This window comes from Gordonia sp. G4 (assembly GCF_057770005.1).
The window spans coordinates 4,267,782-4,280,494 of sequence record NZ_CM173442.1 but is presented as its reverse complement, the minus strand read 5'-3'; the positions used below and the strand labels follow the sequence as shown (position 1 = coordinate 4,280,494).

Genomic DNA, 12,713 nt, shown 5'->3' with positions numbered 1-12,713 from the left:
TAGGTTTCGTTCGTAGCGAACTAGATCGGTTCTGCGAGGATTTGAAGAGTAATAGAGGTCGACCTTGGCTTTTCGGTAGGCAGTGGTTAGTTCCGCAAGTTCTGTACCGAGCATATGGTCCTGCCTCTGTTCCTCGTTGGGCAAATGGACGACTCTGGGTAGATGTCGGCCTGTATAATTCGCACCCGCTCGGCTGTGTGCATCACTGTTCGTGCGCGAGGACGGCAGAAGGTGCTAGGAACCGTAGCCGGTTGACGGGGCGTCGGTTCAATCCACAAAGCAATCTTGACTGCGCATCAATTGGCAGCACCCTGTGGCTCATCGCTCCGGTCTACAGCTGCCTCATAGAAAGCATCCGCGAGCGCCATAATGACGCCATTGACGGCGGGCCCTTCGCTAAAGAAGTAGTCGGCCATGGTGTTGTGTGCTCCTTGGTTGTCGATGACGGCTTCGGTCACCGCGGTCTGAAAGTCCTGCGACTCCATAAATTGCTTCTTTGAGTTAACCGCAGTCTGGTTGACCAGGTCCGGGTAGGCAAGCAATCGCTGGACCAGCCCTTGAACGAATTCGCGGATCTGCGACTCTGTGAACGCCTCAGCACCGAAGAGGTCGTTCATCTTGTCGATGACTACCTGCAGCGCAACGTATTTTGGCTCCTTCCGGGCGCCACTGCCAGCGGCACTGATGCCCTTCAGTTCACCGTCACCCGTCAGCGAGATGTCCGTTCTGGGTCTCGACGTGTGCTTGACGCCCACCAAAACCACGTCCGAAAGGTCTACTTCCGCCGCCCATGACGAGTCAGCAATAACCTTTTCCAACAACCGCAAGAAGATCGATAGCATCTCCATGTAGGGGTCGCCGTAGTCGACGATCTGGCTCATGAAGTCGTAAAGCCGGACGTAGGTGGAAATATCCTTGCGGAAAAGGTCGAGTTCGTTGAGGGTGACTTTGTCGTCAGTCTCGAGTGCTGCCCCGTAGCGCCGCGCAAAGTCGTGCTTGGGCGGGCTGATCGCGGCAGAGAGTGCGTTGTTGCCCTTGCGGGTCACCCAGAGTTCGGCGACCTCACGTACCTGCTCCGGCGTGTAGATCCCGGCCTGGTCGAGCTTGGTCGCGAGGTGGACCACGACGTACGGGTCGGTCTCGGTCTCCAGGGTGGCGTCCGTGAAGTACGGCTCGAACGCAGCCCGGATGTCCTCAGGCTTGTTCACAAAGTCGATGACGAACGTCTTGCGCTTCTGCTCTCCACTCGCCGTACGGTGGGTGCGGTTGAGCCGAGAGAGCGTCTGCACCGCAGTGACTCCGGAGAGCTTCTTGTCGACGTACATCGCCGAGAGCAACGGCTGATCGAACCCGGTCTGGAACTTGTTGGCAACCAGCATGATCGTGTACGTCGTGCCCTTGAACGCAGCTGCCAGGTCCGAGCCGGCGCCAGGGTTAAGGTTCGCCTCGGTGAACTCGTCGTCCTTGCCCGGCTGCGGCCCCCAATCCGCCGCCCACCCCTCGTTCTCGTCCATCGTGACTGAGCTGGAGAAGGCGACCAGGGTGCGGTAGTTGTACGAGTCGTCCAGCGCGGCTCGTTTGGCGATGTAGGCGTCGATCGCCTTCTTGTACTTCACCGCCGCCTTGCGGGAGTCAGTCACGACCATCGCCTTCGCCTTGCCCTCGAGCAGGTGGGCGACATTGGTGTGGAAGTGCTCGACGATAATTTGAACCTTTTGGCTGATGTTTGTCGGGTGCAGTTTCACCCACCGCATCAGCCCTTTGCGGGCTGCGGACTCGTCCACTTCGCCACTGTCGCCGCTTTCCGCCTTGCCGGCGATCTTCAGTGCGGTGTCATAGGTTTGATAACCCTTCAGCACATCGAGGATGTAGCCTTCCTCGATCGCCTGGCGCATCGAGTAGAGATGGAACTCAGCCGGTTTCCCGTCGGAACCTTTTCGGCCGAACAGTTCCAGGGTCTTGTTTTTCGGCGTCGCGGTGAACGCGAGGTATGAGATGTTCTCAGACTCGGCTCGCTGGGTCATCTCGGCGGCCAGAACTGCCTCTACGTCGACCGAACCTCCCTCCTCAATCTCCTTGACCTCTTCTGCCGTCAGGACGGCCTTGAGCCTGGAGGAAATCTGGCCGGATTGCGAAGAGTGCGCCTCATCGGCGATTACCGCGAACCGGCGCCCCTTCAGTGACGAGTCTTTCCGGATCTCGTCGAGAGCGAACGGGAAGGTCTGCACCGTCACCGCGATGATCAGCTCCCCGTTCTTGAGCGCGGTCGCCAGCAGTCCGGATTTCGACTTCGCGCCCGCCTTGCGGACATCCTCCGGGCTGATCGTGGCCACGATCTTCCCCGAGCCGTCGATCTGGCGGATCGCTTCCTGGAGCTGCCCGTCCAAGACAGTGCGGTCCACGACGACGATCACCGAGTCGAACACCTTCTTGTTGTCGACGTGCAGTCGGGCGAGTCGGTGGGCCGTCCACGCGATGGTGTTCGTCTTTCCCGATCCGGCCGAGTGCTCGATCAGATACCGCTGCCCGACCCCTTCGTCGCGGACCGCAGCGACGATATTCGTCACCGCCTCCCACTGGTGGAACCGCGGAAACAGCATGCTCGTCCGCGACACCGACGTCCCGGTGGCGACGTCCCACTCATGCTTGGTCTCCACGATCATCAGCCGGCCGATGATGCCGAGCCAGGAGTCCTTGTCCCACACCCGTTCCCACAGGTACGCCGTCGCCGACCGCCCGTCGGTACCGGGCGGGTTACCCGCGCCATGGTCGTGGCCGATGTTGAACGGCAAGAAGTGAGTCTTCTCACCCTCGAGGCGGGTAGTCATCGCCGCCAGATCGTTGGACACCGCGAAATGCACCAGCGCCCGGTGTCCGAACGACAGCAGCGGCTCCAGACGGCCGTTGGTCAGCGGATGCCGGTTCTTGCGGTACTGGTTGATCGCGTCATCGAGGGACTGGGTGAAATCGGTCTTCAATTCGACGGTGGCCACCGGGAGACCATTGACGAAAAACACCAGGTCGATGCTGCGCCGGTCAGCGGTGGAAAAATGCACCTGCCGCATCACCCGCACCCGCATCGCCGCGTACTGCTCGTTGGTGGTCGCGTTCAGACTGGTCTCGGGGCGGAACTGCGCCATCTTCAAACGGCCACCGCCGATGTAGGGCACCCCGTTACGCAGGATGTTCAGGGTCCCGCCACCATGCTCGAGCGGTTTGTCGAGCGCGGTGGTCAGCACGTCGAGGAACTTCGCCCCCGACCCCGCCGCCTTCAACGCCTTCTCGTACGCCGCCTGCTGGGTGTCCTCCAGCCACGCGAACAGATCCTCGGGGAACAGCGCCCGCTCCCGGTCGTACCCGGTGTCGTTCGCCGAGTACAGCCACCCGTGGGACTCCAGGTACGCGCAGATCTCGGACTCGAACACGACCTCGTTGTGAGCGGCCATCACACCATCTCCCGCACGTCGATCTGACCCGTCACTGCAGCCGTGATCAACGCAGCCCGCCGCTCACGTGACAGGTCGATGAGCCGCTCGGATTCCGCGATGAGAGTGTCGATCTTTCTGGTCTGGTCGTTGAGATACGTCGCAATGCGCTGCTGCTCAGCAACCGGCGGGAGCGGGACTCGAAACGCGGCAGCCGTCGGCTGGTAGATCGTCTTGTGAGTGGATCCAATCATCAGCGACTGGATCTCGTTCCGCATCGCCCGGAACGTCCACATCAGGTACTCCGCGATGAGGCGGTCGCCCGGGATCCAGTTCCAGAAATCCTGACTGGTTGCCATCTCAACTGGCATGATTCCGCTGAATCCGACGGAGGCCGTGCGCGAAAGCACGACTGTCCCTGCTGGCAGCAACTCGGCAGAGGAGTTGGCGAGACCGACTTCACTGATGAGATTGACCGTTTCGCCGAGATAGGTCTGCCGGCCGTCCCGCAACTGCCACACGTCCGCAAGAGTGAACCAGGGGATGGTGCAGTCGACCCAGTACTCCGGCTTACTCCGACTCGGAGTGTGCCCCGTCTTCATAGTCGCGACCTTGCGAATGTTCGCAACTGTCCAGTGCTGAGGGACCTCGGTTGTCCAGAACAACCCACTAGATTGCATCGGAGCTGCCGGGTCCAACCCACGCCCAACGGCAGACTCGATGACAGCCTGACGTCGCGCGTGGAGCATCTCAATCAGACGCTGCTGCTCCTCGATGAGCGTGTCGATACGGGCGGACTCGCGGTCGAGGTGGTCGGCGATAGCGCGCTGCTCTTCTGCCGACACGGCGGGGACCGTCATTGACTGCAGGTCGCTGACGTTCAGCCGGGGAGTTCGGACGTTTCCGGCCTCAGTACCGCCGATGCCCCGAACCAAGCTCGCCATCGTCGCTACAGTGAATTCACTGGAGAGGAAGTAGTTCAGCCACCGCTTGTCGACCGTCGGGTCGACTCGCAGCACCGCGTAGTCCGGGCTCACTACCCCATCCTCTGGGGCGATTCCGAGCGCGCCTTGAAACGCCCGCATCCGGTTGATGACGAGGTCGCCCGCCCGGCAGAGCTTGTAGTTGGACAGATCCTCGGCCGCTGCCCGGGTGGTCGTGTCCGACGACTCACGACGTCGGACGCCCCAGCTGATCGAGACCGACAAGAGCGGAAGCGTTCCGGCTTCCAACCCCGCTCGGGCGTCGGATTCCGTAAGCAGCCACTTGAGGCGGACGGAGTCGGTCATCCCTCCACCTCGCGCAGTAGGTCGAGGATCTTGGCGACCTGCTTCTCCAGGTCGGCGTCGATCTCGGCGAGGGGGCGTGGTGGGACGTACTTGTAGAAGTGACGGGTGAACGGGATCTCGTAGCCGGTCTTGACCTTGCCCCAGTCGATCCAGGCGTCGGGGACGTGCGGGGCCACTTCGGCGTCGAAGTACGCCTGGATGACCTTGGTCTTGCCTGCAGCGCCGGCGGTGGAGCCACCGTAGGTGAAGGGGACGTTCTCGGTGTCGCGCTTCTTTGAGTCCGACTTGGGCTTGCCCTTGCGGTCCACGACTGGGTTCTCGTCCTCGTCCAACAACGGACGCTCGACGGTGATGGTCCAGTAGCCGAACTCGTCGGTGCGCAGCACCTTGGAGTAGTCCGGGTCGGCGTCGGTGAAGTCGTCGTACAACTTCACGACCTCGGCGCGGTCGTCGTCGCTAATCTCGCGGCCCTTGGAGCCGAGGTTCTTACGCATCTTGGTCCAGAACGAGGTGCCGTCGATGAGCTGGACCAGGCCCTTGCGGTCGGGGTGCTTGGTGTTGTCGAGGATCCAGATGTAGGTGGCGATACCGGTGTTGAAGAACATGTTGGTCGGCAGCGCGACGATCGCCTCGACCAGGTCATTCTCCAGCAGCCACTTACGGATGTTGGAGGGACCGGACTCGGCGGCACCGTTGAACAGTGGTGAGCCGTTCATGACGATGCCGACCCGGCCGCCGCCGTCCTCCGGCCCCCGCATCTTGTGGGCCAGATGGAGTAGGAAGAGCATCTGCCCATCCGACGTCGCCGGCAGTCCAGGGGCGAACCGACCGAAGGGGCCGGCCTCGTCGCGCTCCTTCATGACCGCCTTGGCGTACTGCTTCCAGTCGACACCGTAGGGCGGGTTCGACATGCAGAAATCGAAATGGCGGCCCTTGAACGCGTCGTCGGTGAGGGTATTGCCGAAGACGATGTTGGTGGCATCGTGCCCCTTCGCGAGCAGGTCGGACTTGCAGATCGCGTACGACTGACCGTTGTACTCCTGGCCGTACAGGCTCAGCTTCGCGTCTGGGTTTTGCTCTAGGAGGTGTTCCTCGGCGAGGGCGAGCATGCCGCCGGTGCCGGCGGTGGGGTCGTATAAAGTGCGGACGATGCCGGCTTCGGTTAGGTCGGCGTCCTTTTCGGCGAAGAGCAGGTCGACGAGCAGTCGGATCGCGTCTCGCGGGGTGTAGTGGTCTCCGGAGGTTTCGTTCGCGGCCTCGTTGAACTTGCGGATGATGTACTCGAACGCGTCGCCCATGTCGGCGTTGGACACGACGTCGGGATGCAGGTCGATGCCTTTGAACGAGGTGACGACCTCGCGTAGGAGTTCCGCCTTGTCGAGGGTGAGGATTTCCTTCTTGAAGTCGAAGTACTCGAAGACGTCGACGTCGGGGGAGAAGCGGTCGATGTAGTCGGCCAGGTTGTCCGCGAGGCCGTCAGCGTCGGCCAGCAGGTTCGCGAAAGAGTAGTTGGAGGTGTTGTAGAACGGTCGTCCGGTGGCTTTCTTGACCTCGACCTTGAGCCGGTTGGGGTTGTCGTACTTCGCTGCGAGCTCGCGGACCGTGTCTCGGTCGGGCTCGAGGATGCAGTCGAGGCGGCGCAGGATCGTAAGTGGGAGGATTACGGTGCCGTACTGATTGGGGCGGTAGGGGCCTCGAAGTTGGTCGGCGATTGACCAGATGAAGCTACCTAGGCTGCTCACAGCACTCCTCTAACGTCCATTGACCAAGAAACTCCTGCTGTAGTGGTAGCAGGTTGCGACCCTGAGGGTAGCTGGGGACGAGGAATCGTCCTGCGTGGCACGGGTCCGTCACATCAACCCTCAGAGTGTCGTGCGTCGTTGCTCGGCGTCGGCTGTACGGCGGAGTTCCACGATCTCGATCGGAGGTGGGATCGCGGAGTTGCCGCACGCAGTTGCGACGCGATCGATCCTCGATCGCGAGTGTCCCGCGGAACGCTTTGATTCAGCACACCGGCACCTGCCGGTACGCGCTGGAGCCTCGGCTTGCGCAGCGTCGACACCGTCACGATCCGGTACTCCGAGACCGAAGGCCCGGCTGAAGCATCGCGCAGCGAGTGTCTAAGCCCATCACGTATGCCCTCACACCGACAACTGACTCGCCGACCGCCTCAGCTCCGAGAACGCCTTAATCCCCGTTGATGTAGCGGTAGCCACCGGCCGCAACTCCGGCCCGGCCTCCGTCTTCGACACCATCACCACGTTGTCCACGTACGGCTGGATCGTGCTGGTGTTCTGCACCGTGGCCACGATGATCAGCTGGAACCCGAACTTGCGGAACGCACTCAACGCCTGCTGCGCGAACTGCGGGTCGGACTTGGAGAACGCCTCGTCGAGCATCAGCTGCGCGAAGATGGGTCGGTTGTCGTTGCCGTGGGGGCTGGCCAGGTTGAAGCTCAACGCACCCGCGAGGCAGAACGCCATCAGCTTTTCCTGCTCGCCGCCGGAGTTGTCGCCGGCGTTCGAGTAGGTGCGGATGGTCTCCCCCGACTCGGCGTCGTGCTCCTCGCAGTAGAAGTCGAAGCGGTTGCGCACATCGAGCGCGTCACGTGTCCACTGGCGGTCCTCCGGGGTGTTGCCGGCGAGGCGTTCGCGCAGCAGCAGGATGTCGGAGTACTGCTCGAGGATCGCCTGCTCATCGCCGAAGCTGACCGCAGTGGCACGGTTGGAGATCTGGCGGGCCTTCTCGGTCAGCTCCTCGACCGCGGCGAGCTTCTTGCGTCCCGGTCGCAGCCGCAGGCGTGTACCGCGGTTAAAGGCAACCGCGCCGAGGCCGGTGTTGACGCGCTCGATCTGCTCGACGATGCGTCGTTCCTCGGCGTCGGCGGCCATGTGCAGACCGAGGATCGCGCCCGGCGCCTGCTCGGTGATGAGACGGCGCATCCGCTCGTAGGCGGCGGGCAGTTCACGCTCGTCGATGCGGCGGCAGACGGCGACGTAGTCATGGAGACGTTCGTCAAAGTCGTCGCTGTCGTTCGGGATGGCGTCGGGGAACTCCTCGTCGTAGGTGTCGAGGATGCGGGCCAGCTCATCGCGGGAGCGTCGGGCGTCGGACCGCATGCGGTCGCGCTCACGGCTGGCTGCCTTGACGATTTCCTGGCGGTACGGCTCCGGATTGAGCACGTCGAGCGTCGCGGAAAGATCCTCCCGGAAACCGTCGAGGGTCTTCTCCGCCTGGGCGGGAACGTCTTCGGGCTTCAATCGGTCGATGAGGTCGAGGAGCTGGGTGCGCCGCGAGTCCTGGCGGGCGATCTTGTCCTTGACCAACGCAGCCTGCGAAATCGCGTTGCGCACCTGCTCCCACAGGTCTTCGGCCTTGCGCTGGAGGGCTTCGACGTCGGGGTTCTCTTCGATGAGCAGGTCGTACTGGTCGGTGAGCTGATCGACCCGGTCATCGACAGAGTCGACATCGATCTCGTTCCACTGCGTGAACTGCTCGCACACACGGCGATACGCATCGCGGCGTCGTTCCTTGGCGCTTCGCTCACGATCGAGCTCGGCGCAGTCCTGGCGGGCGTCCTCGAACGCCCGCTCCTCGTAGTCGAGTTCGTCGCGAAGCGCGGCGATCTTCGACGCGACGTCGCCGACGAAGATGTACTGCGACCGGCGCAACTGCTGGCGGTCGTCCTTCACCGCGAGCTTCGCCGAATCCTTACGCAGACCCTGGTCAGTGACGGCCTTCGCGTACTGGGAGAACTCGCCGGGACTGTCGACACACATGTGGCTGCCCAGCTTCGACAGGACAGTCATCGCCTCGGCGGCGCACGGGTGCGAGGCGTCGACGGGACGCAGCTTCGAGGCCAGGGTCCCCGGCTCCAGAACGGGCATCGGTCGGGAATCGGCCTGGTGCAGCTGGATCCGGCCGCGCATGTCGTGCGAGTTCACGAAGCGCAGGGCGGCGCGGAAGTGCTTGTCCGGCACCAGCAGACGAAGACCGACGTTCCGCAGCACCTTCTCCACGGCCAGACGCCAACGCTCTTCGTCGGGATCGAGTTCGACGAGTTCGGCGACGTACTTCAGCTCGGACTCGTCGATCTGCAGTCCGTGGGCGATGGCGCGGCGCATCTCGTGTTCGGTGCGCGGGAGTGCGGAGCCGGCGTTCTCGACGCGGCCGAGTTCCTCCATCGCGGCGTCGCGGCGGGTACGGGCGGCGACCTCGCTGGCCAGCGCCTCCGCGTAGTGCGCGCGACCGGCGTCGAGCTGGCCGTCGATCTTGGCGGCTTCCTCGGTGAGTTCCTCGCGGAGCAACCAGAATCCCTCGGCCCGGGTGGGCGGAGTGAAGCCGAGCGCGGAGACCTTGTCCTCGTACGCGTTGCGTCGGGCGGTGACCTCGGTACTGAGTTTCTGTGCGCCGCCGAGCTGTTCGCGGAGCGGGGCGAGATCGCCGGTGGAGGTGGCGATCCGCGACAGCAACAGGCTGTGGTCCTGGCGGAGCTGGTCGTGCTGGGTGGTCAGCGCGGCGAGATCGCCGTCGAGGCGGGTGATCTGGTCGTCGAGGTCGGCGACCTCGGGCTCCGCGTTGCGGATCCGCAGGTTGTTGACGTAGCTGCGGATGGTGGTGTTGTCGATGGTGTCGAGGACGGAGAACGTGGCCGCCTCCCCCGCGTACCGCTCGTGCACCTCCTCGATATTGCCGAGAATGGTGCGCTTGCGGCGCGCGACGTCGAGCAGTTCGCGCGCTTCGACGAGCGGGTCGATCTGGTCAAGGGCGTCAGCGATGCCGACGATGCTGGTCGGGGCGTCCAGCATGAACTCCCGCACGAACTGCGCGAGACCGCCGACGCTCTTGAGCGACTTGGCCTTTCCGAGAAGCTGCTGCGCGGCGTCGGAGCCGCGGATCCCGATGAGCGAGTACAGCGTCGAGAGGTACTTGCCCTCACCGGGTCCGCCACGCCAGCCGCGGTCGCGGAACTTGGCCGAGTTGTAGTTATTGGCAGCCCAGTCGTTGCAGGCCTCGACGATGTCGGCGTCGCCGTCGTAGATGAAGTACGAGCTGTGCGCGTCGGTCATCTTGCCCGCGGCAAGCCATTTCAAGACGAGACCGGTGATGGCCTCGCCGGAGCTGGAGGTGTACGTGACTGCGATGGCCGCCCACGCCGGGCCGGTGCCGCGCAGGTACATGATCTCGCGGTGCGCGTTGGTACCGTCGCGCCGCTCACCCCACGCGCCGCGCACGTACTTGCCGACCGTGCGCTTGCCGCTGGAGGAGCCGGCCGCCGTCGCATCACCCGAGGCGTTGAAGTTGCGCCGATGGTCGGGCAGGAACGCCAGCGAGATCGCGTCGAGCAACGACGACTTGCCGCTACCCGACGACCCGGTGATCAGAGAACCGTTGGGACTGAACGGGATCGAGTGATACCCGTCGAACACGCCCCAGTTGATCAGCTGCAACCGGGACAGGTGGTACTGGTCGACCTGCCCGCTCACCAGTCGTCTCCTTCGTCATTCTCGCCATATGCTCCGTCGAGGTCGGCCGCGTCGTCGTCGCGCTCGGTCGGCTCGTAGGCAAGGTCCTCCGGCGGTATCTCGCCGGTGTCACCGGATCCGATGAACTGCTCGAATTGCCGTTGTAGGTCGGTGATCACCGACGCCGTCATGACCGCGGAGATCACCGGGCTCACGATGAAAGTGTCGGCGTCGTCGCGCTGCTTGCGCAGGAACTCGAGCTCTTCCATCTTGTCGAGCGCGCGTTCGATGCGCTTGTCGAAGAGTGCGAGGTCGCGGTCGATGGTGTTGGTGACGCCGGCGAACAGCTCGTGGATCTCCTCGCGGGTGATCAGGACCGGCTCGTCGCGAGCGGCGCGCACGTACTTGGCCAGGTGCAACGCCAGGATGGCGTCGTAGGTGTGGATCGTCTCGCGCTTGAGAATCTTTCGGCCCCAGCGGGAGTCGTAACCCGCCTGCTCGACGAACGCGACCTGCAGTTCGTCGACGATGCGCAGCCGGAGGTCGAGTTCGGAGAGGCGGCCGCGCAACACGTCCTGGTACTCGGAGACCCACGACCACAGCTGCGGCTGCCGGTCACCGCTGATGTAGCGGCGGGTCAACAGGTTCTGCAGCGCCCAGCACGCGCGGTCGGGCAGCTCGCTGACGTCGCCGTCGAAGCGGGGTGCGTCCGGCGTGTGGGTAGCCGCGCGGTTCGCGACGGTGGGCAGGTCGTCGAAGCCGGCGAATTCGTCGGGGGTGCCCTTCGTGGCTCGCTCCGCTCGCACCTCAGGGGGCAGAGAATCGGCGTCGCTCGCAGGGGGCAGAGCGCCCTTCGTGGCTCGCTTCGCTCGCACCTCAGGGGGCAGAGGGCCGGCCTCAGGGGGCAAAGATGTCATTCGGCGTCGACCTCCGCAGTCGGAATCGGTTCGGTGAAGGTCAGGTCGGGCACTTCGATGGCGTGGTCGTCTCCGATGAGGGACCGGAATCGCACGGTGGTCATCGGCACCTTCTCCCCCGCCGCTTGCTGTTTGGAGGCCCACGACCACAGGACGATGACGTGCGCGAGATACGGCTCCTCGAGTCCGTCGATGACGTCGGCGAGGGCGACCGGCCCGGTGGCGACCGCGGCGTTCACGGTGTCGGTGAGTTCGGTGGTGTCGACCTGGCCGGACAGCGACGCGAACGACGTGAGGTCGGCGTCGACGACGGCCGGGAGCGCCGGTGCGGGCGGTATGTGTTCGCGGATCTCGAAGGCGAGTCGGCCGATGGAGTTCACCGTCGGCGCGGCGAGGGGCAGCTCGTAGCCGATACGACGGTCGGCCAGGGACGTCTTCAGCAATTCGTTGGCCGTGGCGAGGGCGTCGTTGAGCTGACGGGCCAGGCCGCGGCTCTGCTCGAGGGTTCCCGACGCCACAAAGCGTCGGATACGGCGTGCGCAGCGCTGCCTCGTGCGTCCGACTTCGGCCATCTGCTGGGTGACGAGGCCGAAGAAGTTGTCCATCACCGACCGCAGGCCCGCGTCCATGGCTGGGAAGTTGTCGACGATCGTCTCGATGTCGTGTTTGAGGCGGGCCCGACGCTCTGGGTCCTGGATCATCTGCGAGAACGCCTGGTACGACGCGGACTGCGGCGAGTCGAGAAGCGCCTCGTAGTCGTCGAAGAGCTGCCGCTGACGGTCGCGGTAGGCGAGGTCGGAGTCGCCCGGGTCGTCGAGCAGGGCGGTGGTGATGCGGTCGAGCATCGTGCCGTACTGGCCGATGTCGGAGATGATCTGCTCCATCTGGTAGCCGATGGTGCGCGCGGCATCCTCGGCGACGCGCAGGTCGACGGGCGGGCGTCGGCCGGCGTCGAGGTCGGCGAGCTCGGCGTCGAGGTCGGACATCTGCGCCTCGATCTCCGAGCGGATCTGGTCGGGATCGTTGCTGACCTGGCCGGCGACTCGTCGGAGCTCGGCGGCGATCCCGGTGATGGATCCGCCGGTGGCGATCGAATCCTCACGACGCTGCCGGCGCATGAAGTCCAGGACCGACCGCGCCTCGCTGGTCAGATGGCACAGGTTGGGGGCGTTCGGGTCGGTGGTGTCGGTGACGCGGTGCAGCCAGCCCTGCCGGGCCCAGAGTTTGACCAGCTCGAGACCGGTGGCCTGATCGGTGAGGTCGAGGTCGGTGAGGTCGCGGTCGAGGCGCACCGACAGCTCGGTCTCCGACAGTTTGGTGCCGTAGTCGAGGTGGCGTTCCATCAAGGTGACGTAGAGGGCCGAGTTGGTGGCCGCGAAGAGCCGACCCACCGCCGACTTCTGGATCGAGCGGTTCGTTTCCCACGCGTCGGCCAGTGTGAGCTGCACGGACTCGGGGCCGCTCGACGCGCCGGGGGCCTCGACCGGAGCCGGGAAGGCTGAGAACTCCATCGCCGCCTCACGGGGATCTCGGGGACTAGAGGACCCGGGTAGTCTGCCACGCCTGGCGGCCGCGGCCCCACCCGGTGGTCGCGTGTCCAGTTTGAGGTGGATGCTC

General features: G+C 64.3%; 6 protein-coding genes. All 6 read right to left on the bottom strand.

All coding sequences use genetic code 11. The annotated features are described in order from the left end of the window. Positions 1 to 296 precede the first annotated feature (296 nt). The 6 genes from AC3B5T_RS19235 to AC3B5T_RS19210 all read right to left on the bottom strand — a co-directional run bounded on the left by AC3B5T_RS19235 (position 297) and on the right by AC3B5T_RS19210 (position 12,607). Positions 297 to 3,446, bottom strand: coding sequence for a type I restriction endonuclease subunit R (locus AC3B5T_RS19235; RefSeq protein ID WP_055477223.1), 3,150 nt, complete (start codon positions 3,444 to 3,446; stop codon positions 297 to 299). Next, positions 3,446 to 4,714, bottom strand: coding sequence for a restriction endonuclease subunit S (locus tag AC3B5T_RS19230; protein ID WP_055477224.1), 1,269 nt, complete (start codon positions 4,712 to 4,714; stop codon positions 3,446 to 3,448). Before AC3B5T_RS19230 ends, AC3B5T_RS19235 begins: the two co-directional genes overlap by 1 nt. Continuing rightward, on the bottom strand, positions 4,711 to 6,456 hold the full coding sequence (locus AC3B5T_RS19225; RefSeq protein ID WP_055477225.1) for an HsdM family class I SAM-dependent methyltransferase: 1,746 nt from the start codon (positions 6,454 to 6,456) through the stop codon (positions 4,711 to 4,713). The genes AC3B5T_RS19230 and AC3B5T_RS19225 overlap by 4 nt, the downstream gene beginning before the upstream one ends. A gap of 399 nt (positions 6,457 to 6,855) precedes the next feature. Then, positions 6,856 to 10,200 carry an ATP-binding protein gene (locus tag AC3B5T_RS19220; RefSeq protein ID WP_055477226.1) on the bottom strand — a complete coding sequence of 1,115 codons (3,345 nt, stop codon included), beginning with the start codon at positions 10,198 to 10,200 and terminating at the stop codon, positions 6,856 to 6,858. Continuing rightward, entirely contained in the window at positions 10,197 to 11,096 is a 900-nt protein-coding gene (locus AC3B5T_RS19215) for a DUF4194 domain-containing protein (RefSeq protein ID WP_055477227.1), read from the bottom strand. The genes AC3B5T_RS19220 and AC3B5T_RS19215 overlap by 4 nt, the downstream gene beginning before the upstream one ends. Next, positions 11,093 to 12,607: a DUF3375 domain-containing protein gene (locus AC3B5T_RS19210; RefSeq protein WP_055477228.1), complete on the bottom strand. Its 1,515-nt coding sequence runs from the start codon at positions 12,605 to 12,607 to the stop codon at positions 11,093 to 11,095. The genes AC3B5T_RS19215 and AC3B5T_RS19210 overlap by 4 nt, the downstream gene beginning before the upstream one ends. Positions 12,608 to 12,713 lie beyond the last annotated feature (106 nt).